Source organism: Pristimantibacillus sp. PTI5, from assembly GCF_048572955.1.
GTDB lineage: Bacteria > Bacillota > Bacilli > Paenibacillales > Paenibacillaceae > Pristimantibacillus.
Window position 1 is genome coordinate 6,821,944 of the sequence record NZ_CP183886.1, and the last position, 25,067, is coordinate 6,847,010.

Annotated in this window: 19 protein-coding genes; 3 read left to right on the forward strand and 16 right to left on the reverse strand. The window is 45.0% G+C overall.

Going from position 1 to position 25,067, the window contains the following annotated elements; all coding sequences use genetic code 11:
• Positions 1-547: 547 nt before the first annotated feature.
• The 9 genes from ACN6MW_RS30350 to ACN6MW_RS30390 form a co-directional block, all read right to left on the reverse strand.
• Positions 548-1,336 (reverse strand): TerC family protein, encoded by a 789-nt coding sequence (locus tag ACN6MW_RS30350; RefSeq protein ID WP_419873449.1) that lies wholly within the window; start codon positions 1,334-1,336, stop codon positions 548-550.
• A gap of 201 nt (positions 1,337-1,537) precedes the next feature.
• Positions 1,538-3,016, reverse strand: coding sequence for an Lsa family ABC-F type ribosomal protection protein (locus ACN6MW_RS30355; RefSeq protein WP_419873450.1), 1,479 nt, complete (start codon positions 3,014-3,016; stop codon positions 1,538-1,540).
• A 332-nt stretch (positions 3,017-3,348) separates the two neighbouring features.
• The gene (locus tag ACN6MW_RS30360; RefSeq protein ID WP_364148147.1) at positions 3,349-3,888 is read right to left on the reverse strand and encodes an NADPH-dependent FMN reductase; all 540 of its coding nucleotides are present in this window, start codon (positions 3,886-3,888) and stop codon (positions 3,349-3,351) included.
• A gap of 205 nt (positions 3,889-4,093) precedes the next feature.
• Positions 4,094-4,747 carry a FusB/FusC family EF-G-binding protein gene (locus ACN6MW_RS30365; RefSeq protein ID WP_419873451.1) on the reverse strand — a complete coding sequence of 218 codons (654 nt, stop codon included), beginning with the start codon at positions 4,745-4,747 and terminating at the stop codon, positions 4,094-4,096.
• Between the two features lie 240 nt (positions 4,748-4,987).
• A complete protein-coding gene (locus ACN6MW_RS30370) occupies positions 4,988-5,158 on the reverse strand; it encodes a twin-arginine translocase TatA/TatE family subunit (RefSeq protein WP_419873452.1) in 171 nt (56 codons plus the stop codon).
• Positions 5,159-5,190: 32 nt separating this feature from the next.
• On the reverse strand, positions 5,191-6,390 hold the full coding sequence (locus tag ACN6MW_RS30375) for a ZIP family metal transporter (protein ID WP_419873453.1): 1,200 nt from the start codon (positions 6,388-6,390) through the stop codon (positions 5,191-5,193).
• A 16-nt stretch (positions 6,391-6,406) separates the two neighbouring features.
• Positions 6,407-7,450, reverse strand: coding sequence for a multicopper oxidase domain-containing protein (locus ACN6MW_RS30380; RefSeq protein WP_419873454.1), 1,044 nt, complete (start codon positions 7,448-7,450; stop codon positions 6,407-6,409).
• Between the two features lie 291 nt (positions 7,451-7,741).
• Positions 7,742-8,593, reverse strand: a complete 852-nt coding sequence (gene modA, locus ACN6MW_RS30385; RefSeq protein ID WP_419873455.1) for a molybdate ABC transporter substrate-binding protein — start codon at positions 8,591-8,593, stop codon at positions 7,742-7,744.
• A gap of 186 nt (positions 8,594-8,779) precedes the next feature.
• On the reverse strand, positions 8,780-10,858 hold the full coding sequence (locus ACN6MW_RS30390; RefSeq protein ID WP_419873456.1) for a methyl-accepting chemotaxis protein: 2,079 nt from the start codon (positions 10,856-10,858) through the stop codon (positions 8,780-8,782).
• A 388-nt stretch (positions 10,859-11,246) separates the two neighbouring features.
• Between ACN6MW_RS30390 and ACN6MW_RS30395 the strand changes: the two genes are divergently transcribed.
• Both ACN6MW_RS30395 and ACN6MW_RS30400 read left to right on the forward strand, forming a co-directional pair.
• Entirely contained in the window at positions 11,247-12,407 is a 1,161-nt protein-coding gene (locus ACN6MW_RS30395) for a glycosyl hydrolase family 8 (protein ID WP_419873457.1), read from the forward strand.
• Between the two features lie 228 nt (positions 12,408-12,635).
• Positions 12,636-13,463, forward strand: a complete 828-nt coding sequence (locus ACN6MW_RS30400) for a pentapeptide repeat-containing protein (RefSeq protein ID WP_419876491.1) — start codon at positions 12,636-12,638, stop codon at positions 13,461-13,463.
• Positions 13,464-13,559: 96 nt separating this feature from the next.
• Here ACN6MW_RS30400 and ACN6MW_RS30405 read toward each other — a convergent pair whose 3' ends face one another.
• The 6 genes from ACN6MW_RS30405 to ACN6MW_RS30430 form a co-directional block, all read right to left on the reverse strand.
• Positions 13,560-14,693: a WD40/YVTN/BNR-like repeat-containing protein gene (locus tag ACN6MW_RS30405; RefSeq protein WP_419873458.1), complete on the reverse strand. Its 1,134-nt coding sequence runs from the start codon at positions 14,691-14,693 to the stop codon at positions 13,560-13,562.
• A gap of 205 nt (positions 14,694-14,898) precedes the next feature.
• The gene (locus ACN6MW_RS30410; RefSeq protein ID WP_419873459.1) at positions 14,899-15,420 is read right to left on the reverse strand and encodes a GyrI-like domain-containing protein; all 522 of its coding nucleotides are present in this window, start codon (positions 15,418-15,420) and stop codon (positions 14,899-14,901) included.
• Between the two features lie 17 nt (positions 15,421-15,437).
• The gene (locus tag ACN6MW_RS30415; protein WP_419873460.1) at positions 15,438-15,947 is read right to left on the reverse strand and encodes a GyrI-like domain-containing protein; all 510 of its coding nucleotides are present in this window, start codon (positions 15,945-15,947) and stop codon (positions 15,438-15,440) included.
• A gap of 154 nt (positions 15,948-16,101) precedes the next feature.
• Positions 16,102-18,390, reverse strand: a complete 2,289-nt coding sequence (gene metE / locus ACN6MW_RS30420; protein ID WP_419873461.1) for a 5-methyltetrahydropteroyltriglutamate--homocysteine S-methyltransferase — start codon at positions 18,388-18,390, stop codon at positions 16,102-16,104.
• A 109-nt stretch (positions 18,391-18,499) separates the two neighbouring features.
• Positions 18,500-19,402, reverse strand: coding sequence for a LysR family transcriptional regulator (locus ACN6MW_RS30425; protein ID WP_419873462.1), 903 nt, complete (start codon positions 19,400-19,402; stop codon positions 18,500-18,502).
• Between the two features lie 46 nt (positions 19,403-19,448).
• Positions 19,449-22,091 carry a PAS domain S-box protein gene (locus tag ACN6MW_RS30430; RefSeq protein WP_419873463.1) on the reverse strand — a complete coding sequence of 881 codons (2,643 nt, stop codon included), beginning with the start codon at positions 22,089-22,091 and terminating at the stop codon, positions 19,449-19,451.
• Positions 22,092-22,278: 187 nt separating this feature from the next.
• Here ACN6MW_RS30430 and ACN6MW_RS30435 point away from each other — a divergent pair, with 187 nt between their 5' ends.
• Entirely contained in the window at positions 22,279-24,159 is a 1,881-nt protein-coding gene (locus ACN6MW_RS30435; RefSeq protein WP_419873464.1) for a PAS domain S-box protein, read from the forward strand.
• A 64-nt stretch (positions 24,160-24,223) separates the two neighbouring features.
• Here ACN6MW_RS30435 and ACN6MW_RS30440 read toward each other — a convergent pair whose 3' ends face one another.
• Positions 24,224-24,934 carry a TrkA C-terminal domain-containing protein gene (locus tag ACN6MW_RS30440; protein WP_419873465.1) on the reverse strand — a complete coding sequence of 237 codons (711 nt, stop codon included), beginning with the start codon at positions 24,932-24,934 and terminating at the stop codon, positions 24,224-24,226.
• Positions 24,935-25,067 lie beyond the last annotated feature (133 nt).

Below are 25,067 nucleotides of genomic sequence, written 5' to 3' on the forward strand. Positions count from 1 at the left end.
TTTCATTAAAAAGTAAATAACCCCCTTCCATTTCAATCAACAATGATTAATCATTTTTTTAGCTATTCGCGAGGATATCTTACTTGAATACGCATTCCGTTGTCAACTCCACTCGAGTCAGGTCGACAGCTTTCGTCAAAATAAATGATTTTCCTTCAGAAGTGGATGCTTTTGAAGCGGTTGAGTTCATCATTTTTTTATTATTTGTTCAACTTGTTTCTAATCAAACACTTGAACATGAGCTTTACTCGTTAAACAAAAAGCCGCGAGCATCGCGGCTTAATAGGAGAGTATGTTCTTGCCTCCCGACAGTTGTTGTTGCAGGGATAGACACGGTATTCAATACATTACTTATTTAATGGCAGCCATTCAAGTTGCGGCCTCGGCCCCGTATAAAAGTCGTACTTATGCCCGTGAATTGCCTGCCTATAAATAAAATAAACCGAGCGCAATAAAGCGCTCGGTTTATTTCGACCTTATCTTTAATTATTGTCCAACTAGATTAACGATTTCTTTATATCTGCATCAGCAACGTGCGATTGACCGCTTAAGCTGCATTCGATACCTGGTTTTCCTTTTCTTTGTTACCGGATAGGAACCAACCGCTAACCGCGATGAGAAGAAGCACTACGTAGAAGGTTACTTTCCAAGCTGTCGATTCCGCGAAGTCATGCGGAATGACGTGAAGCGATGGATGTGCAAGCGTATGAACAGCTAGTTTAACACCGACCCAGCCGACGATACAGAAAGCTGCGACTTCCAGAGCAGGTCTGCTCTCCAACAGTTTAACGAACATATTGGCTGCAAAACGCATGATGATAAGTCCGATAAATCCGCCTAGGAAAATAACGATAAAGTGACCGCCATCCATACCGCCGATCTTCGGCAAGTTCGTTGCCGGCAATGCTACGGCAAGCGCTACGGCTGCCAGAATCGAGTCGATTGCGAAAGCGATATCCGCAATTTCAACTTTAAGGACAGTCAGCCAGAAACCGCTTTTCTTCGGTTCTTTCCCCGATTTCTTAGCTGCGGATTCTTCGCCTTTCTTCACAATGACCTTACGCAATATATGGTTGAGCGCTATAAACAGAAGATAGATCGCTCCGATAGCTTGCACCTGCCATACATCCACCAAAAACGAAATCGCGAACAACGAACCAAAACGGAAAACAAACGCTCCTGCCAATCCATAGAACAAAGCCTTTTTGCGCTCTGCTTCTGGTAAATGCTTGACCATAATCGCCAGCACGAGCGCGTTATCGGCTGCAAGCAAGCCCTCCAACGCAATCAATACAAGAAGCACCCAGCCATACTCGAACAATAATCCGATATCCATTCTATATCCTCCTAAATTAAAATGATAGGCTTACCAGCTGCTCCCGAATTTCGTTTGGGATCACTTTTCAACAACGATAATCGTCTTGCGTATAGCGCCTAATAAAAAGTGATACGTGAAGCGGACAACTTTGGTTTCATGATTGATCTAATTCAGTTATTTTCACCCCGCGCATAATCAAAACCAAACAGCTTCAAGCGATTAAAGTTGAATGATCTTTGTAGCAATACTTTCGCAAAATTCCCTATCATGCTCCACAAAAAGGATAGTTGGTGCATATTCAAGCAGTAACTCTTCAATTTGCATGCGAGAAATAATATCAATAAAATTAAGCGGTTCATCCCAAACATGCAAATGGGCTTTTTCGCTAAGACTTTTTGCAATCAGCACTTTTTTCTTTTGTCCTCCGCTAAAAGCTGAAATATCCTTTTCAAATTGAACCCTCGAAAAATCAAGCTTTCTCAATATCGATTTAAAGAGACTTTCATCGATCCCGTTGTTTGCAGCATAGTCAGATAAATTGCCCTGAAGATGGGATGTGTCCTGTGAAACGTAGGAGATTTCCAACTGGCTATCCTTTCTGGAGGTGCCGGTATAACTTAGAGCCTCGCCGCAAATCAGTTTGATGATACTTGATTTTCCCGAGCCGTTTTTACCCGAAAGAGCGATTCGGTCTCCCTGCTCAACTGTAAAACTAATATCGGTACAAACCTTATTTTCCCCGTAAAAAATCGAGACATTATCTAGTTCGGCGAGTTGGTTTTTATGAAAAGCAAGCTGCGAAATCTCCAAGCTGTCAGAGCTTTCGATGTTTTTAAGCAGTTTTGACTTTTCATCAATCGCAGATTGCTGTCTTTGCTCGATGGCTTTAGAGCGTTTCATCATTTTAGCAGCCTTGTGGCCAATATATCCTTTATCTACCTTAGAACCGGAGTTTCTTGTACCGTATTTTGTTTTTTCCACTTCATGCGACCATCCGCCCGTTCGTTTAGCCGAATCCGACAAGCGCTTAATGTCTTTTTGAAGCTTTTCATTTTCGGCAAGCTCAAAGTGATCTTGTCTCTTTTTGTTTTCCCACCAACCGGAGAAATTGCCTTTCTGAATTTCTATGCTCGTCTTATTGATGGAAAGGATATGGTCGACACAGTTATCAAGAAATGATCTGTCGTGAGATACCAAAATATATCCTTTTTTAGTATCGAGATACTCACTGACAAGCTTTCTTGCATGCATGTCCAGATGATTGGTAGGCTCATCAATTAACAGAAAACTATTTTCTTTGATAAATAAAGCAGCAAGCAGCACTTTCGTTTGCTCTCCGTTAGACAAAGAAGAAAAAGGCCGATATAGAACGTCTTCCGAAACCTTTAGCAATGAAAGCTCCCGCATTAATTTCCAGTGAAGATAGTCTGGGAAAATGTCGTTGATGACATCAAGGGTATTATTTTCTTTGTTTTCGATAGGGTAAGGGAAATATTCAAAACGGACATTAGCCGAAATATTTCCGCTGTATTCATAATTACCAAGCAACAAGTTTAGAAATGTTGTTTTGCCTCTACCGTTTCTTCCCGTAAATCCTAATTTCCAATCGGTATCGATTTGAAAGCTTACGTTTTCAAATATGTTATCGTAACTTCCATCATAGGCAAATGTTAAGTTTGTTACATTTATTAATGACATGATATATCCTCCTGTATAAAAAAATAAAAGCTACAAGAAAGTTACTTTCTTGTAGCTCAAATAAATACAGTTAATCAAGCCCAACGTAGAGCTAGATTAGGATATATTGATTGAGTGAAAGATTTAGTAACCTTCTTGCATATAACTAATAAAACATGCGAAAAACACGCTTATATGTTTTATTATTTTATATAGTCTGCAAGAAAAATTACATTATCCTCTTCAACTCCAATCGTAAATTAAAAGCATTTTACCATACCCGTTTTTTAATTTCAATGTTTATTATCTAATGGTATGTACTTTTTAATGACTTTCGGAATAGCCGCTAAATTTTAACGTAAAGTTCGCAGCGCGCCGCTCCAAGCTAAAACTTGATCCAGCATTCCGTTAACATTCGTAAGATGCAAATCAGCCGGTTTGAAAACCGTTCCATTCTCAAAATCCGTGAATAGCGACAAAGCGGGGTGCACGCGAACGTCAGCTACGGACAATTCTCCCAGGATTCCTCTCAAATGCTCCGCGGCACGGGCGCCGCCTACTGAGCCATAGCTAACGATTCCCGCAGCTTTATTGTTCCATGCATCACGCGCATAATCCAGTGCATTTTTCAAGGAAGCCGATATACTGTGGTTATATTCTTGAACAATAAAAACGAATCCGTCCAAGCTTGTAAGTTTAGCATTCCAAGCTGCCGCTTGTTCCGAAGCATCAGCTTCACCTAAAAGAGGAAGTTTGTAATCAGCGATATCTACGATTTCATAAACCGCATCTCCACGTTTGTCAGCTATGCTTTTTACCCATTCTCCTACCTGCGGGCTTACACGGCCTTGGCGGGTACTTCCTAAAATAATACCGATGTTTAATTTTGACATTGTTCTTCCTCCTTCAAATGTGGAAATCTACAGCTTTCCAAAGTTAATTCGATTGCTGATTTCTACTTTATTTTTCCTGAAAAAACCTTTTTTATTCTCAAGATACTACGTTTACGTCCTAATAAAAAAACATGATGCTCATTATAAACTAATACATCATGTTTTCTGTCTTATCGGAAAGTATCGTAGGAAGCTCTTGATCTTACTATTCTAGCAGATTACGAATGAATTTTTCCAGTACTTTGACATCTGAAATGTTCTTGTTGCAGATGTCGCTGCTCACGCACATATAATTCCCAATCGCTTTGTAATAATCAGGAGAAGCATTTGCAGGCTTTGATTTTGTGATCGCCGAAAATAAGGCCACCTCTTCATGCCGATTGCATAAACAACAGGTGCTTTTTTTGTTGGTCCGGGTGAACTTCCCTTCAATGCCTACAAGTTTTCCGTCCAGATGATATAACAAAAACATCTTGTTCGTCGCGATATCGGTCCAGCCGATGTACGTAACATATTTATAATCGAGGACATCTAGCTCGGGCAGCTTTAACTTTTTCACTTTTGGAAACAGCTTTTTAATTTGCGCAGAAGATACCTGCTCAAATTCGGCCAAAAAGGGCTCCAAGGATTGCAAATACGTCTGAAAATCTTCCGTCCGATCCAGCGTGGATATCTTCTCGAAATACTGCTTTTGAAGTGCCGTTGCTTCCGGGAAGGCTTCTAATACTTTAGTTAACGCGGTAATCCGGACCGCCTCCACTACCTTTGGATCGGATACGGTACTGCAGGCGTTTTGCAGCAGTTTTACCTGCTTTTTTATCATATTATATTGATGGTTTCTAATAAATGGATTAACCATTGCTTTCAGCCCCTTATTTTTATTGAAGAAGGATAAGGTGCAAAGCCTATGATTAGAAACGATATGAGCTTTTTTGGGCGAAGTTATTACAATCCGGCCCCTTGCAAAGTATCGCCCTTATATTAGGCTTTGCAGGAGCAGCTTCTTGTTCCGGCAATTTGATTTGCCATTCCTATCGCCTCCATTTCCATTCCATTATAAAGTGAAGCCCGTTGATGCCGCAACACTACAGCTCGCGATTCACTTTTCCTTTTCTGATTTTTCATTGTCATCGATTAATCCTCTGGCTCCTCTTTTAAACTCCGACAACGTAGCTCCAATGGCTCTTCCTAACTGCGGTAATTTCGATGGTCCAAACAGCAGCAAACCCAAAATGACAAGCAAAACAATGCCTGCAACGCCTATATTCATCGGCATTCCCTTCTCCCCTTCCTCCCGAATATTTAAAAGTTTACCAAGAGGGCTGTGGCATACATTAATAGCATTCCAAGCAGCAAGCCAGAGAAATTAATCCAAGAGACAGAGGCGGTTCCAAGCGTCTTGGCATCTCTTATAATCATTTTGAATATGACGTAGATGACCTGTATGATTGCACCGGCTCCTATGCCGAAAAATAATGCCGCCAATGTCTGGTTAAACACAAATCCGCCGATCCAAGTGCCAATAATTGCCGGTGCGCCTCCTATAATGGCAAGCGCTAGAAAAGTTTTTACGGATGGCTTGGCTTTCAGAAGCGGGGATGCGATGCCGATCCCCTCCGTAATATTATGAAGCGTAAAACCAATGATGAGAAAGGTACCCAGGGCAGCCTCGCCTGCAGCAAAAGAAGCGCCAATCGCGAGTCCTTCTCCGAGGTTATGCAGGCCGATTCCTCCCGCGATTTTGAATGATAACCGTTTACCGCTTTCCTCTTCATTGAGAACTTTGTTCGAATTCGTCTGGTCGATCGCAAGCAGAAACAAAAAACTGAGCAATGCTCCGAACCATACGAGACCGGTTCCTTGGAATACGCCAGGCGCCTCAGCACCAAGCTCTAGTCCTTCTTGAATAGTATCTATGGCAAGGAAAAAGAGCAGCCCCGCAGTAAAAGCCAAAACCGCCTGTATTCCTTTCGAAGAGAATCGCCGCAAGAAAGGATACCACAGCAAACCCAGACCAACAGGAACCACGCCTACATAAAAACCAATCAGCGAGTATTGGAGAAACCGGTTGGTGTCTGCAGCCGGCGTCTTCATTGCGGCAGCTACATCACCTGTAAAGATAATCCCATTCGAGGTTATGAATTTAATTTCATGAGGATCACCCTCCACCCAGGGATAAGGGATGGATACGGTAGAACGGTCAAATCGTTCGATCGTAGCGCTTGGCGAAAACGAAGCGTTCCAAAAGGAGCCGTCGACCACAACTTGCGCGACCGTGAGCCCCTTCGGTCCGGAATTAAGTATGCGAACTTCGAATCCATCATCCGTTAAAATGATACGTTCGATATTTAACATTTCAATAGGCGCTGCTTGTTGTTCTTCTACGCCTGTACCCCATAAAGCAATAATAGATAGAATGCCTGCTAACAGCACCAGCGGCAGTGCGCCCAGCAACCAAATCAGCCCTTTATTGGGCTTTTTACTAACCGTCCCACTTCGCATGGCAAGCTCCCCCTTGTTATCCGACTTCAAAAAATCCCATCCAGCCCAGCTCCGTAAACTCACTCTGGTGAGCATGGAACATATATTTTCCCGGGGCAGGAAACGTAATTTCAATGATGCCCCTTTCGCCTTGGCATTGCATGATCGTATCCGTAAACTGAGGCCTCGCGTCCGGATCCGCGCCAGTCGCATAATAATGAAAGTAGTTGGCATGCAAATGAAACGAATTAACGGGATCGAATTCCGTCAAATTGCTTAAATAGATTCGTACAAGCTCTCCCGTTTTTACTTGGATAGGCCTGGATTGATAGGCAAAAGCGTACCCGTTGACCGTATATACCTCATTTTCGCCATCTAAGTCCAAGTCAAAGCCGTTCATAATCATGCTTAATTCTTTGGCGGGTTTTCTTGGTTTCTTAGGATCAATGATGAAATGTCCATAGAGTCCTTTATGAATATGTCTGGCCAGCGGAGGAACATGGCAGTGATAAGGCTGCAGACCCGCTGGTTTTGCTTCAAACTCGTATACGAATTCCTCCCCAGTCGGAACGGGTTCCAAACCATCCATATTCGTAGGATGAATACCATGCATATGGATGGAATGCGGATGCGCAGAGCCGTTTCCGAATGTTATCCGCACGATATCGCCCTCCGTACAGCGCATGGTCGGTCCAGGAATCGTGCCGTTGAATGTCCATCCTGGAAATTTAATGCCTTTCGCTATCTCTACTTCAGCGTCATATGCCTGAATCTCATAATCTCTGATGGTCCTGCCATCGGAAGACTTACTGACAATCCCGTAATCAAAAGCAGTTAAGGCCTTTACAGCTGCTTCCAGTCCAGGTGTCGAATCGGTTCCAGGATCATAACCATGAGCCATTCCTTGTTTCATCTGATTTTTTAGCGAATGGTGCATCTCTTCCTTGCCATTGGCTTGCGCTGGTTTCCCGAACAAAGCACTCGGATTTAGGAAGCTGCTGCCCAGTACACCCAGTACGCCAACCGCTCCTGCTTTTAGAATGCTTCTCCTTGTAAAATGCCGATTTGGATCAAGTGCCATTCACCATCCACCCCCATGTTAATAACAGGAAAATATTTTGCCTATATGCAAAATATTTAATAAAAAATTTTTATTTTACTCAAGGACAAAATGTTTACCTAAGGAAACTTTATCCTTGATTAGAATATAGGATACAATGGGCGCCAAGTAAAGTGTTTTTTTTAAAAGCTTGTCCACGCCCCTCACGGCGCGGATAGGATAACCCGCTTTGTTTAAATAATCGAAACGCAGTTTGTTAACCTTTCACGCAATATAAAAGGAAAAAGCCGCATCTCTGCGACATATAACCTGCTATTTAGACACCGTAAAACCATATTTAACAAAGACGTCCAACGATTCTTGCGACTGCAAATAAGCAAAAAGATCTTCTGCCTCCCGGCTGTGCTTCGTCGCTTTGATAATGCCGATCGGATATTGAATCGTTTTATATGCAGAAGGATCAACCTCAAAAGCAACTTTTACTTTATCGGAGGTCAGCGCATCCGTTTTATATACAAAACCGGCATCCGCATTGCCCGTTTCTACGTATTGCAGCACTTGCCTTACATCCTTCGCCTGTACGGTTTTTGGCTGTAAAACTTCCCATAGCTTCGCGTTCGTTAACGCTTCCTTCGCATAGCTGCCTGCTGGTACGCTTTCCGGTATGCCGATCGCAACGGTTTTAACTGCAGCATTCGTTAGATCGTTTATCTTTCCAACAAGCGATTTTCCGTTTGCAGGAACAATGACGACAAGTTCGTTTTTCAATAAATTGACTTGCTTGCTCCGCTCAATCAGTTGTTTGTCAACGAGTGCCGACATATTTTTTACAGCCGCAGACAGAAACAAGTCAGCTGGCGCCCCTTGTTCAATTTGCTGCTGCAAAGCGCCAGACGCGCCGAAGTTGAAGCTTAGTTTAATATTTTGGTTTTCGGCTTCAAAAGCTTTCTGAATTTCAATCAACGCATCGGTCATGCTTGCTGCAGCGGATATGATTAGTTCAACTTTTTCGGTTGGCTGTTCATTGGGCGTGCTTGCGCTTTCCGCCGGCGTTTTTGCGTTAGTGTTCGTGTTCGTATTTTGTGCATCGCCACAGCCTGCAAACAATAACGCCATTACCACTACAATAGATAAAATCATATAGCTTTTAGTCTTAATGATCATATTAGATCTCCTTCAGTTATAATTAGATATATTTAAACATATCTTATTACGATTATATAGAAGGATCGTCTTATTTGTAAATGAAATTAGCAACAGCTACACATCCATATTCGGAAATTTGTATAAAAAAAGCCTTTTTGCCGTATTAGCTAAAAGGCTCCTCGTCATGTTCAATCTGGCGTTATATTAATTCATTTTAAATTGCGACAAGCTTTCTTTAAGTTCACGCGAAACGGCATCCAGCTTCTCGGACAATCGCACCATTTCGTCGCTTATGTTAAGCTGCACGGAGCTAAGTGATGCTACTTCCTCGGAGGTCGCCGACGATTCCTCGGCTACGGCGCTTACATTCGTCATCGCATCAGCTAATATGCCTTGCGAATGGTCAAGCTGGCCGATTGATTCCGTCACGAGTTCAAGCTTCTCGGCGAATTGTCCCATCTGCCCTTGCACGGTCAAGAAAATCTGATTCGCATCCTTGACCGAACCGATTTGCTCTTGAAACAATGGGTAAGCGTTCGAGAGGACTTGTACCGTCTCATCGATTTCATCTCTGATTTTTTCTGTAATTTGGCCCACGATATCAATGGACTGGCGCGACTGATCAGCAAGCTTGCGGATTTCGTCGGCAACGACCATAAAGCCTTTGCCCGCGGCACCCGCACGCGCCGCTTCGATCGTGGCGTTCAGAGACAGAATATTCGTTTGCTTCGTCAGATTATTCAATACCTCCAGTATTTTGACGATAGATCCCGTACTTTCCTTGAGCGCGTCTACCTTCTCGACCATCGAGCGGGTCATTTCTTCGGTCACCCCCGTCTTATGGATAAGAATGCCCATATAAGCGGTGCCCTGCTCACTCGCTTTCTCAACCTCGTTCGCTGACCGGACCATCATTTGATTGGATGCAATAACCTTTTTCATTTGCATGTTAATATGGCTGGTTAGATCGGTACCGCGCTCTGCTTCTACCGCCAGACTTGCGGCGCCGCCCGCAATTTCTTCCGTCGCGCCCGCAATCTCTTTGGCTGATAAAGCCGTTTTGCGGGATGCTTCCGTCAGATCTGCAGCCGTTAATAGAACATCTTCTGCGGAACGGGTCGTCTGTACGGCTAAAAGCTGAATTTGAGCCATCATCCGATTGAAGCTCTCCGATAGCTCGCCGATCTCGTCTCGGCGTTTCTTGAAGCTGGAGCGGACGGTCAGATTGCCGCTTGCACCCTCATTCATAAGATTACGCAGCTTTACGAGAGGCTGTGCAATGGTCAAGATGACCAGCACGCCGATCGCAACGGCGATTAACGACGCGATAACTACAGTAATCCACGTCATCGTTTGAATCGATTTTGCATCCTTTACAAGCTCTTTAACCGGAACAGTACCTAGCAGCTTCCAGTTCATCGTGTCGAATGTGGTATAAGCAGCGAGCACATCCTTACCATTCGAGGCAGCCGCCTTTTGCGAACCGCTCAGGGCTGAATCTCCCTCCGTCGGCAGGCTCACTTTGGCGGGTTTGCCGGTTAGGGCTGGATCGGGTGAAACGATATAATTGCCTTTTGAATCTAGAATCGCCATTTCGCTTCCTTGACCAAGTTCCACATCCTCGAAACGCTTGTTGATCGAAGCAAGATGGATTTCCATTAAGAGTAAGTAAGTGGGCTGATTGGTCATTTTATCTTTGATCAACCGGCTCATGCCAATAGACGGCGGCGCCGGCAAAACGGCCAACCCGCCTGGTTGCGGCGGAATCCAAAGCGTTTTTCCGTCTCTTTCAATGACCTCTTTAAACCATGCGGATTCTTTGATGATCTCCGACCGGTTAGCTTGTGCAGCACCTACATTTAGAACGGTTAGCTTTGGGTTTAATGGAATTAACATCACTCCGCTAATCGAGACATTGCCTGTCACGTAGTTTCGCAGTCTTTCGTTCAGCTTGCCTGCAGCTTCAGATTTATTGAATCCGGCTTTGCTATCGAGAACCGTGCGGACTTGTTCATGAAAATCTTCATCGATCATGATTTGCATGGATAAATCCTCATAAGTCCTAAAAATAATATCTAAATTGTTAGCAACTTGATTTACGGTTTGAAAACTGGCCTCTGATACCTTGCTTTCGATGATCTCTTTCGCTTTTGAATAAGCCAAAAGTCCGACTGACATGACACATGCGATAATACCGCAAAATATGATCGCAAAAAGTTTCATTCCAACGGATTTAATCGGGTTAGCCAGCTTCTTTGCTTGTTTCTTTTCTACATTTGTCATTGGGAAGACACCGCCTTTGTGATTGTTAGTAAAATCTAATTTGCAGGCTGCTTGCGATTCAAACCGAGAAATGGCGGTTTCACGAGCTCCGATCCATATCCTTCTAAATTACGGGATAAAAGATCATATATCTTTTGATTTTTTCAGATCGTCTATTTCATTTTAATCAGGAATTGATTTTCTTGAGGACTGCCGTAAACCGAGCAAGCGATATTTTTGAAGTCCTATACTATTTAAAGTAATCTGTAAAGTTTTTGGGGTAGGAACTCCATCCGATACAAGGTAAAGTTTTTGGTGAACCGCAGCGATGCGTCTTGGATCGCCTCTGCGGAAAGAAAAATCGATTAAAAGTTTAGCTGTATAACTATTTTGGGAGGGATTTTTCCATATGCTGCTTAAACAAGGCACAGGCGCTTTTTATACAAACCATTATCGCAATCTATTTTTGGAATACGGCTACGAGAGCGAGGCTATCCATGAACGTGTCGAACACACTTGGGAGCAGTTGTTTAACGGTGATGACGATGTACGAATCTATTTTGAATCCGGAGAAGACATGGGTTATTTGCTGGATACCGGAAATATCGATGTCCGCACGGAAGGTATGTCATACGGGATGATGATGGCCGTCCAGATGGATCGCAAAGATATTTTTGACCGGATCTGGAAATGGACGATGACTTACATGTACATGAATGAAGGTGAAAATGCCGGCTATTTCGCCTGGTCATGCAATACCGATGGCTCAAGGCGATCAAACGGTCCGGCACCGGACGGTGAGGAATATTTTGCGCTGGCTCTTTTCTTTGCTTCGCATCGGTGGGGCGATGGCTCTGCGCCGTTTGATTACGGCAATCAGGCTCGAAGCCTGCTACATAGCTGCTTGCATAAAGGTGAAAATAACGACGGGAATCCGATGTGGGAGCCTTCCAATCAATTGATTAAATTCATACCCGATTGCGATTATTCCGATCCTTCCTATCATTTGCCCCACTTTTACGAATTGTTTGCCCTTTGGGCGAATCCGGCGGACCGTCCTTTTTGGCGGAAAGCGGCGGATGCGAGCAGAAAGTATCTGAAGCTGTCCTGCCACCCCGTTACGGGACTTGCGCCTGAATATGCCTACTATGACGGAACTCCAAACGATGAGCGGGGCTATGGTCATTTTTTTAGCGATTCTTATCGCGTAGCGGCCAATATCGGTCTGGATTCCGAATGGTTCGGCGTCGATGCCTGGCAGCAAGAAGAAGCAACCCGGATTCAAGCCTTTTTCGCGGGGATTGATCCGACGGATTACAGACGGTATACGATTGCGGGTGAGCCGTTTGAGGAGAAATCGCTGCATCCCGTAGGTCTATTGGCAACAAACGCAATGGCCTCCCTCGCATCGCCGGAAGGTCCGAACGCAAAAGCAAGCGTAGATTTGTTGTGGGAAACCCCGCTTCGTACGGGAGTTCGCCGCTACTACGACAATTGTCTCTATTTGTTCGCGATGCTCGCATTGAGCGGCAATTTCAAAATGTGGATGCCAGCGGAAAATCGCTCTTAGATCATTTGTGTGCTTGACTGAATATCGCAAAAAAGATGCTTAGCGAATCGCTAAGCATCTTTTTCTTCCTAATTTGACGAGAAAATGGTTCGGTAATAATATAGATTAAGAGTGAGTCATTCCGGTTCATTCTATGATGCAATCATCGTAATCTTTATCTAAATAGGCAGTGTTATAGGAGGTAGAAAGTTGCCTGATATTAATGATTATTCCGATAATACATCCGAAATGGGTGATCGTTTGCAGGGGGACTGCGAGGAATGTTTCGGTCTGTGCTGCGTTGCCCTCCCCTTTGCGGCTTCGGTAGATTTCGCTGTGGACAAAAATGCCGGACAGCCTTGCCAGAACCTGCAAGCCGACTTCCGTTGCGGCATCCATAGTCGGCTAAGGAAAGAAGGATTTCGAGGCTGCACGGTTTACGACTGCTTCGGAGCGGGCCAAAAAGTTTCGAACATCACCTTTAAAGGACGCGACTGGCGCGAAGCACCGGAATCGGCTTCCTTAATGCTCGAGGTGTTTCCGATTATGCGGCAGCTCCATGAGCTTCTTTATTATTTGACGGAGGCAGTGGCCTTACAACCTGCTCGGCCGATTCATGATGCGCTGCGCTTAGCTCTTGAGGACATCAATAGACTGACACTTCTTACACCCGGTTCTATTATCGAGTTAGACATTGCAGCAAGAAGGGCCGAAATTAACGCTCTGCTTCTGAAGACGAGCGAGCTCGTACGAGCCGATGCCAAGCTGCAGCTTAAAGTGCCTTCAAAGCGTCAGAAAAGCTATGGGCGAGGAGCCGATCTAATGGGGGCTAATCTCAGAAAAGCAGATCTTAGAGGCGCCAACCTGAGAGGGGCGTATCTAATTGCCGCAGATCTTAGAGATGCAGACTTGAGAGCTGCGGACCTGATCGGAGCTGATTTCCGTGACGCAGACCTTAGAGGCGCCAACCTCATTGGCAGTATCTTTCTCACCCAATCGCAGCTCAATGCGGCAAAAGGCGATTTCGGGACGAAACTGCCTCAGGCATTAACCCGGCCATCTCACTGGATTACCTAATTAATTCAGACGAAGCGGCAATACGTCAAGTAAGTGAGACACTCCGGAAAAAGGCTGACCACATTATTGTGATCAGCCTCTGCTGTATACCGCAAATTATTCGCCGTTGCTTGGGATGGCGAGCTGTTTTGACCAGGTTTTGCCCCCATCCGTTGTTCTATACAATGCAGGGCTAGACAAGCTTGTATCCGCCATCCAGCCTCGATTCTTATTCGTAAATGAAATGACGCTCTCATAACCTTTAATCGACTTGAGATTTGTCCACGACTTTCCAGCGTCTAATGAACGGCCAACTCCGATAACCCCGCCCGCTGGTGAAAATCCTGCCAGAATGGCTGCTCCGTCAATTACCTCCAGATTGCTAGCGTGACCGCCTGGCGAAGCCGGCCCTTCATTAACGATCCCTGCTGCCGCACCTGGAGCAGCACCGCCGCCCGCTGTGGTTTGACTTATTACCTTGCGCCAGCTTGATCCGTTATCTGAAGAAGCATAGAGGGAATAGGATTGCTGGGACATTCCCGCGCCGCCGTTAAATCTCGCCCATACTTGGCTTCCGCTCGTATAAATTTCACCGCCGCTGACTTCCCCTGCTTTCACGGTCAGTTTTGTTGCCCAATTCGCGCCGCCATCCGTCGTTCTGGCGAGTTTGTAGCCAAAGCCCGGCACAACGATCAGCGCCCAGCCATGCTTTACGTCTGCAAATTCCGCGTATCGGGTGTTAGCGGGTGTTGCGATCTTCGTCCATGTTTTTCCGCCGGTAGCTGTTTTGTAAGCAAATGCCCTTGTATACCCAAAGCCGTTTTTGCTATCGGTAAACTTGATCCTCTCCAGAGCGACCGAACCCATTGGTATTTTTGTAAAGCTGCTTCCCCCGTCTGTCGTATGGATAAGGGCATTAGAACCGGCTGAAGAAGACTTCGCCAAAGCCCATCCGGTCGTATTCGATATAAAATCAAGCTGGGTAAACTGCCAGGTGCCCTTATAGATCGACTGCCAGGACGCGCCGGCATCCGAAGTGCCGATTAAAAATCCGTTTCCGGCAGCGCGTCCGGTTGTCGCGTTTAGAAATTCAATTTCGCTGAAGCGGTATGAAGAATCGCCGGCGGGCGTGCCATTAAATATATCATTGGCGCGATCTGCACCAGCAGCATGCGCAAGCGGAACCGAACCTGATATTCCAATGGCAAGCGCCGCCGCTATCAGTCCGGTTTTAAGTTTCCATATCTTCATTTTCTATTCCTCCTGCTCTACGGTGTAGTTTAAACAGTTATGCAACAAAGTACCCTTCAAGGCTCCTAACGAATCGGAAGGGAATAAGGTTGCTAACAGAACTTAGGAAAGAATAGAAAACAACCAGAAAACTTAACCGGTACAGCAAAGGATGGCAGCTGTCCTTACCTTCCTCATTACACTTCTCTGGAAAAAATGTATTCGTTCATTCCCTGTCCGCCTTCCGGCGTACCGGATACAGCATGGTGAAATTAAAGATCTCGATATCCTTATATGGGATTGTCAAAGCATTTAGCGGTTCCAAGGGCACGGTCTCCATACCGAAAATACCATCGCGCTGATCAAGCTCATAGTCCTTCGACTGCTCCAGCCACGAAAACATGGTTTCATAGACACGCCACATATGCGCCTCGTCCCCAAGCACGCGTGCGCTCGCGCAAATTCCTCCGTTAATCGCCAGCTTCTCTATGCCGTCCGGCACAGCCCCGAACTCGCGAACTTCTAAACCTATCCATAACGTATCGACCTCTTTGTTCCATTGCTGCTGCGGGATGAATACATAAGCTGCAGGCTTTCCCGCCAAACGCGCATCATCAAGAGGGACATGTTCTGCGAGCTTGCTCCAAGCGACCCGTGTTCCGCTCTTGTCCGGTGTCATGCCCGTCCGAACCGCCAATGCCTTAAAGGAGGAAACCTCTACCAAATCGACTGTAATGGTCTCTTGCACACGAACCCTCTCCTTTTCTATTTCGCACGTATTGGAAAATATAAGTCAATCTCTGAATTCGGGTCGCCTGGCTGCGTATAACGCTGGTCATAAAATTCAAACTCGAATTTGCCAGTGCGTACGCCTCCGTCATATTCATATGGGCTGTCCGGCAGTACAAGTCCCCAAAAATGCATGAAAGCATCGCTGATGCCATCAAGCTGTCCTCTATAAGTAAGCACAAGATAACGTGCAGCGGGTACTTCGATGCTAATCATGCCTTCAGGAATATCCCCGTCCGCAGCGATTTGTACGGAAGCCGTGTAATCGAATGGAGCTCCTGGCGGATTGTCTGGATTTTGCAGCATTAATCCGTAGCTGCGCCAGCCAAGCTGCCCTTGGATTTCCGGAATGCGGCTGCCGAATCGAGTCCAAAGCTTGGCAATGGCATTTTCAGAAGACGGCACGGTAGAATTAAAATGAACGGTTTCGGTAATGCCAACCACACGAAAGGCAGGTTTCTCGATGATTTTGGTTTCAATAATCATAATCGATTCATCTCTCCTTATACTAAAACGTACTTTGAAAAGTCACTTCACTATATTACCACATTATGGAATTTTCGTCTTTGTTCAATTACTCTATGAAGCTTCAAACCAAAAAAAAGCAGCCCAGTAAATGGGCTGCGTTATCGATCATAAACTAAACGGTTTGAGCATGCTTCTCACGAGCGATCCGTGTGGCATCAACCATGTTACGCAAAGATTCAACCGTTTCCTCGTAACCTCGCGTTTTAAGTCCACAGTCCGGATTTATCCAGAACAGCTTAGGATCAAGGACGCGCAATGCGCGGTCAATCATGCTTGTCATTTCTTCAACGCGCGGAATGCGCGGACTATGAATATCGTAAACGCCTAGACCGATACCCAGCTTGTACGTGTTCAGCTCGAAGCTGTGAATCAACTCGCCGTGACTGCGCGAGGTTTCGATCGAAATCACATCTGCATCCATATCCTCGATCGAACCGATCATGTCATGGAATTCGCAATAACACATATGGGTATGGATTTGCGTTGTTTCCTGAACCGTGCACGTCGTCATCCGGAAAGCTTTGACGGCCCAGGACAGATAATGGGCTTGGTCCTCTTCTTTAAGCGGCAAGCCTTCGCGAACGGCGGGCTCATCGACTTGAATCATGCCGATCCCTGCCTGCTCGAGTGCCTCTACCTCTTGTCTTAGCGCATAAGCAAGCTGATAGGCAATTTGTTCGCGCGAAATATCATCGCGGACGAACGACCAATTCATGATGGTAATCGGTCCAGTAAGCATCCCTTTGACAGGCCGGTCCGTTTTGGACTGCGCGTATTTCGTTTCCTCCACCGTCATGGCTTCCTCAAAGGCGACGTCTCCGAAAATAATCGGCGGTTTCACGCAGCGGGAGCCATACGACTGTACCCATCCATATTGCGTAAAGGCGAAGCCTGCAAGCTTCTCACCGAAGAACTCAACCATGTCCGTGCGTTCGAATTCCCCATGAACAAGCACATCCAGACCGATATCTTCCTGTAGCTTAATCCAAATGTCGATTTGATCACGGATGAAACCGGCATATTGCTCATTGTTCCATTCGCCCTTCCGCCATTGCTGACGGGCTTTGCGCACTTCGGCAGACTGCGGGAAGCTTCCGATGGTGGTCGTTGGGAAAATAGGCAGCTGCCATTTTTGCTGCTGCGCTGCATGACGCTCCGAGAAAGGCAAGCTGCGTTCAGGGTGTTTAGCGCTTATTGCAGCAACAGCCTGCTGGATCTCTCTGCGATTACGCTCTCCTGATTGCTTCAATGCTTGAACGGCCCGCTCATTTTCGTTAAGCTCTTCCGCGAACCCGTCCGGGCCCTGCGTTACGGCTTTCGTAAGAAGCACTAGCTCATCCAGCTTCTCATCCGCAAATGCGAGCGCCTCCTGCAGTTCTGTATCAAGCTTCTGCTCATTTTTCACGGTGACCGGAACATGAAGCAGACTGCAGGATGACTGCACGACCAGCTGGTTATCGGTTACGATTGCCGCGAGCTCGGATACGAGCGCCAACTTTTCGCGCAGCGACGCTTTCCAGATGCCGCGGCCATCGATAACGCCTGCGCCTAAAACTTTGTCGGCCGGGAAACCAAACGTTTTAATGGATGATAGATTGTTGGATAAACCATGCACGAAATCCAGCCCTATCCCTTTTACGGGTAGCGAGACAATCTCCTGGTAATGATCTACTGATTCAAAATAGGTTTGCAGCATGATGTTCAATCCAGGCGCGGCTGCCGCAAACGCCTCGTATATGGTTTTCAGTCTCGCCAAGTCGTCCGCGCTGACTTTCGTAACGAGTATCGGTTCGTCGATTTGTACCCATTGGACGCCCTCGGCAGCAAGCTCCCGAAGAATTTGCAAATAGAGCGGCAGCAATCGTCCGAGCCATGCATCGGTTTCTGATTTGTTATACCCTTTGGACAGCTTCAAGAAGGTTAACGGTCCGACGATTACAGGTTTGCCTTCAATGCCGAGCTTTTCCTTCGCTTCGCGGTATGCGAGCAATGGTTTATTTTCGGTGAGCACCGGCTTCGCGCCGTCCAGCTCAGGCACAATGTAGTGATAGTTGGTGTTAAACCATTTGGTCATTTCACTTGCGGTAGCTTCCTTCGTCCCGCGGGCAATGCCATAATATAGCGACAAGGGGAGGACGCCGCCGGCATAAGGAAAACGTTTCGGAACAATACCGAACATGGCTGCGGTATCGAGGATATGATCGTAATAGCTGAAATCATTGACCGCGATGAGCTCGATCCCCTTCTCTTTTTGCTTGCGCAAATGGTTTAAGCGGATTTCTTGCAGCTGGCGGTGGAATTCTTGCTCCTCCAGTTTGCCCGACCAAAATGCTTCGAGCGCTTTCTTCCATTCTCTATCTGCCCCAATACGCGGATATCCCAAAACACTGCTTTTTATCATCTTGTAAGCTCCTCTGCAACTTGTTACAAGAAAGATATCACGGTTTCGCAGGTATAGTGTAACTGGATTAAACTATATCCAGTTATAGCCTTTAGCTATACCTTCGTTTTTATAAGGGAATCGCTTCTTTGAGCGCTTCGATATATGCAGTTCCTAGCTTCGAAAGCGATGCATTTTTATGGGAAATCCATCCGACATTTATCGTTTCCTCGCAATCCAATGGAACCGGTATGATTTCATTCCCATTGAGATCGGCGCTGAGCACACCTGTCGATATCGTATATCCATTCAACCCGATCAACAAATTAAAAAGCGTTGCCCGGTCATTGACCCGTATGCTTTTCTTGTGCGTCATCGTGCTGAGAATCTCTTCTGAGAAGTGAAAAGAGTTGTACTCCCCTTGATCAAAGGAAAGGTAAGGATAATTTTGCAGCTGGTCTATCGTCACAATGGATTGTTTGGCCAGCGGATTCTTACTGCTTATAAAAATATGCGGTTTTGCCGTTAACAAGCTGTTGAACTGCAAATTTGCGGTTTTGAGCAGTTTGTTTATGACTTTCCCGTTAAACTCATTGAGATATAAGATCCCGATCTCGCTGCGCAAGCTTTTGACGTCTTCAATAATTTCATAGGTTTTGGTCTCGCGCAAAGAAAGCTCGTATTCATCCTGGCCGTGTTCCTGAACCAGACTAACAAAAGCGTTAACCGCAAAAGCATAATGTTGAGTCGAAACCGAAAAATGCTGCGGGGACGGTTTGGCATTAAGGTACCTGCTCTCCAGCAATTCCGCTTGTTCGACGACCTGCCTTGCATAGCTTAAAAATTCAACGCCTTCCTTCGAAAGCGAAATTCCTTTGTTGGATCTCTCGAATATGGCAAGCTGCATCTCATCTTCCAAATCCTTGATCGCATTGGAGAGGCTAGGCTGGGAAATAAACAAGCGCTTGGCCGCTTCGTTAATCGATCCCCGGTTTGCGACTTCAATCACGTATTTTAATTGTTGAAGAGTCAATGCAATACTTCCTTTCAAAAAATCTTATTAAAAATGCCGTATCTTATTAGCTATATTGCTTCTTTGACGTTTGAAACTTCTCCAGCACGGAGGATATGGAGCTGATCGTAAGCGGTTTGCTAATATAGTCGTCCATTCCCGCTGAAAGATATCTCTCGCGATCGCCAATTAAGGCATTCGCCGTTACCGCGACAATGTATGGATATTTTTCGGGTGACAGGGTCTCTTTCAGTACCTTTGCGGCTTCCAGTCCGTTCATTTCAGGCATTTCTATGTCCATGAAAATAACGTCGTATGACTCGTATGCCGCGGCCTGAATCACTTCGTTTCCGTTCCAGACGGTCGTCGCCGTATAACCGAGCTTGCCCAGCATTTTTTTTAATACGAGCTGGTTTACTTCGTTATCTTCCGCAATTAATATTTTTAGAGTCTGTGTTTCCGTTCGGCTCTCCGATTGGGAATCAGCCTGCTGCATGGAATCCTTATGAGCTTCATTGCGGAAAAAAACCGTAAAACGGAAGCTTGCCCCGCCCTCGTCGGTAGACTCTACCCATATCTGGCCATTCATGAGCTCCACCAGCCTTTTGCTGATGGCTAAGCCCAGTCCGCTGCCCTCGTGTTTTCGCGTCATAAAATGCTCTAACTGATAAAAGGGATCAAACAAATGAAGATGCTTTTCCGGGGGGATTCCAATCCCGGTATCTTTAATTGTGAACTGGCACTGGACGCGGTCTTTGTCAGCGAACATATTTTTTACGGAAATGGTGATGCTGCCGCTATAAGTGAATTTAACGGCATTGCCGACTACGTTAATCAGCACCTGCCGCAGCCGGTTAGAATCGCCGATCAGAACTTTTGGAACATTTTCATCAATCGTTACGGCCATTTCCAGGTTTTTCTCGATTGCTTTATGGTAAAAGATATCCAGCGTTTCTGCGATTAATTCTCTCATTTGAAACGGTTCATTCACTAATTCCGTTTTTCCGGATTCAATTTTAGATAAGTCCAAAATGTCATTGATCAAGGTAAGGAGGGTTTCTCCGCTTTTGTTAATTATCGTCACATATTCTTTTTGTTGTTCATCGAGCTGTGTCGTCTGAAGCAGTAAATCGGTCATGCCGATGACGCCATTCATTGGCGTTCTAATTTCATGGCTCATCATCGCTAAAAATTCGCTTTTTGCCTTATTCATTTTTTCGGCTGCTTCTTTCGCGATCAACAGCTTTTTTTGTTCCGTAATATCTTTGGCAATAATGTAATAACCGACCGTTTCCTTATTTACGATAATCGGCGCAATCGTCGTTAAGACCTCGACGAAATGACTGTTTTTATGCTTAATTTCGTTAATATTTCTTTCAACCTGCGTAATATTGTTGGCTTCAGATAAAATTTTGTTGAGATTTTCCGCGCCAATAAAGGTAGAAATGCTCATTCCGATCATCTCACGAATCGAAAGTCCGGTGAGTTTCTCTGCCACTGCGTTGCAATTAATAATACTGCCTTTTAGATCAAGGGATATGATGGCATCATGGTTATATTTTTTTAACGAGGTATATCGTTGAACGCTCTCTTCCAAAGATAATTCCACTTTTTTGCGTTCCGTGACATCCTGCGTTGTTCCCAGCATTTTGATGGGAGCGCCTTTTTCGTCAAATTTAATCGAGATGCGAATGTTTAAATATTTAATGGTACGGTCAGGCTGCAAATTCCGAAATTCGTAATTAAATTCCTCGCCTTTCAACGCTTTAGTGAAGCAATCCCTATATCGTTCTTGGTCATCAGGGTGAATAAGCTTGATAAGATCTTCGTTTGCTATTATTTTTTCGGGATTAATATTGAAAATCTCATAGCAATTCTGGGACATCGTAACCTTATTGTTTAAAGTATCCCATTCCCAGCTGCCAAGAGAGGCAATATCCTGCGCTTCGGCCAAATTATCCTCGTAATTTTTTCTTTCCGTAATATCCCGTCCGATACCGATTACTTTCTGAACGATCCCCTGTTCATCCCGAATCGTTTTGAACGTCGTTTCGAACCATATATAGCGGCCATCCCGGTGACGGACACGATAAGTTGCCACATCGATATCCTTATACGTGGCGGTTAATATTTCTTTCAAATCGTCCGGATGGTAGAGGTCAAAATTATTTTTCCCAATAAAATCCTCTGGCTCATAGCCCAGCAAATCGCGGATAGACGGCGAAATATAGCGCGAAATCCCATCCGGCGTGTTATAGGAAATGAGATCAAGCACATTCCCGGTAATAAGATCATAAAGCTCCTTCGTTTCAAGCAAATCGAATTCAATGGTTTTTTTCTCTGAAATATCAATCATATGGGCAATAAAATATAACGGGCTTCCATTTGTTTCATCACGGACTAAGGAGACATGAACAGATACCCAAACCGTGTTTCCGTTCTTTTGTATATATCTTTTTTCTGTTTTATAAATAGCGGATCCGCCGTTTAATGCATCTCTTCTAAAAGCCTGATTGGCCTGAATATCATCGGGATGCGTAATATCCATAAAGTCTAAATTTACTAATTCCTCTTCCGTATAGCCTAAAATCTCGCACGCGAGGGGATTCGCATTTAGCCATCTTCCCTCAGTCGAAACCAAGGCAATGCCAATGGGAGCATGCGTGTATAGCTGCGCAATAACATCATGCTGATCGTTCAAATTTTGCAAACAGAGCCCCTCCTATCTGGAATATCCCTTTATATATACCTGTCCATTTGATACTTCTTAGTATACTTACTTTGAATGAATATAAAAAGAAGTTAAGGCGTTAATTAATTTACATCTATGTTCATATGTTTTCCCCGGATGAAATCAGTGTATAATTTTAAGAGCAATAATCGAAGGAGTGGAGAAAATGAACATAAGGCACATCGAATTCTGGGGTGATATTACAATCGTTGTTTCCCCATCCTTCAAAATAAAAAATATTAACAAATCGATTTTTAATTTCCTTCATTTCACGGAAGACGAATTAATCGGCAGCCCTATTCAAGCCATTCTGCCGGATTACCCGCTGGAACAGCTTCTCTCGGGTGATTCTGAATATATCCCTTATAGAGATACTTATCTTATCAATAAAGATGGAGAACGGTATCCTATCTCTGTCTCGGCATCTTCCGTTAAGGACGATACGGGCAGCCTGATCGCGCTCATGCTGCTTTTGCACGAAGTTAGCGGCAGAAACCAGAAGAAAACATCGCTTATGGATATGGAAAACCGATTCCGATCTTTAACCGATAACGCTTTGGACGCAGTCATTGTCATGAATCAAGACGGAATAGTGGTCGAATGGAACCTCCAAGCAGAAGTCCAGTTCGGATGGCTTGCAGAGGAAGCTATCGGAAAAAATCTAGCTAATTTGATTATTCCGGATTCTTTCCGCAATAGACACCAGCAAGGACTGAAGCGTTTTATTCAGACAGGTGAACGCCGTATCCTGAACAAAAGGATTGAGCTGTCTGCACTTCATCGGGAAGGGTTTACTTTTCCAGTCGAATTAACGGTATCCCCCATCCCTTGGGGAGATACTTATTTATTCAGTGCATTCATAAGGGATATCACCCCGCAAAAGCATTCCGAGAAGGAGCTGGTGCAGGCGAAAGAAGCGGCTGAAGCGGCTGCGCGTTCCAAGAGTCTATTCCTGGCCACAATGAGCCATGAAATAAGGACGCCTCTGAACGGCATCGTCGGAATGACCCAACTTTTGCGGGACACGGAGCTCTCGCCCGAGCAGGAACTGTATATGGAACATATTTCAAAAAGCGAAATTGCCCTTCTCGCCATTATTAACGACATTTTGGATTTCACGAAAATCGATTCGGGAAATGTAGAATTAGAATGGCTGCCATTTGATTTATCGGACTGTATTGAAGAAACCTTTGACCTTTTGTCCGGATTAGCAAGAGATAAAAAATTAGCATTAAATTACGAATTAGATCCGAACCTTCCGCAAAAAGTTGTAGGAGACATGACGAGACTAAGACAAATTCTCATTAATTTATTGGGAAACGCAATCAAATTCACGAATTCCGGCAGCGTATTCTTAAGCGTAAAATTAATGGAGCTGGTAGATCCGAATCAGCATCAGCTGCTTTTTACGGTGAAAGATACCGGAATCGGAATACCAAGCGGACAAATGGGATTGTTATTCAAACCATTCTCGCAAATAGACTCCTCTACTACCCGGAAATTCGGAGGAACCGGCTTAGGGCTGGCGATTTGCAAAAATTTGGTTGAGCTTATGGGTGGAGAAATATGGGCTGAGCCGGATAAAGAAGGCGCAACTTTCGTTTTTACCATAAAAACCCGTTCAGCGGACAACGGTACCCGCCAGCAAGAGACTACTATCATAAGCGCATCTATCAATTGGAGCTCGATCCGGGTATTGATCGCAGAGGACAATGAAATCAATCAAAAGGTGCTTGATCATTTATTGCAAAAAGAAGGAATTAACGCGGAAATCGTTTCAAATGGCCTAGAAGTATTGGATGCTTTCGAATTGAAGGCTTACGATCTCGTGTTTATGGATATCCAAATGCCTATTATGGATGGACTTGAAGCAACCCAAAAGATTAGGCAAGACTTCTCGCAGGAAATGCAGCCTAAAATTATCGCCGTTACTTCAAATGCTTTTACCGAAGATCGGGAAAAATGTTTGAAGGCTGGCATGGACGGTTACTTAAGCAAGCCCATTCGGCGGACTGAACTGTTAGCCGTTTTGAATCAGATTTTCTAGGATCGGAATGCTGCTTGCTGCAAATCCTTCATCCGAAGAAGTGAACGATGCCATTGCCTCTGATTCATTCCAAAGAGGTCATTTCATGCTCGTTCACCTGTTTCGGCTGTTTTTCTTTTAATTCCGCTTTGAATACCTCCTCTATTTCTTGCTTGCTCCCGTACACGAATAATTTATCGCCTTCCTCTATTTGAGAATCATATTGGCGTGACTTCTCCGTACCTCTTTGAATATAAAGAATATTAATATCGCTTGAGCGCTGCCCAATCTCGGAAACGGCTTGTCCGATGAAATGGGAGTCATGCCTAATTTCTACCTCGGCCAATAAATCAGAACTCCCGTTTATGTAGAGAACTTCATGGATGGGCAGCTCATGCAATTCGAATACTTTCTCCAAATGATGCTCCGTTTTCCTTGTCAAATATGCGCCCATCCTCTTATTCTTAAGCACAATCAAGAATGCAGCCAATACTGCCGTCACCCAGCACAATTCATAGAGACGAAAGCTCTTCGTAAAAATATTGCTGAGAGTGGATATAATGACTGCCAGCGAAAAAACGCCGAACAGGATCAAAAAAATAGCAATTCGCCGGCGGAACGGATGGCGTAATACAAGCTCTGACTCCTTGGTGGTAAATCCGGTAGCCGTAAGCATGGATACGGCTTGAAACCGTGCAATATCACGGTTAAGCCCCGTCATAATAAGCAGTGCGGCAGCTATTTCAACTACGATTCCGATCGCAGCGCCATAAACGATAATAAACAACCAGTCCATAAAACAGATACTCCTTTCAAAGGCCGCATTTTCCCCCTCTCTATTATTACCAACACATCTGCCTTATGAATCGTTGTTCCCTTAAACGTAAAAAAGAAGCACCCGCCTTGGTCGAGAACTGAACGAGGCGGGT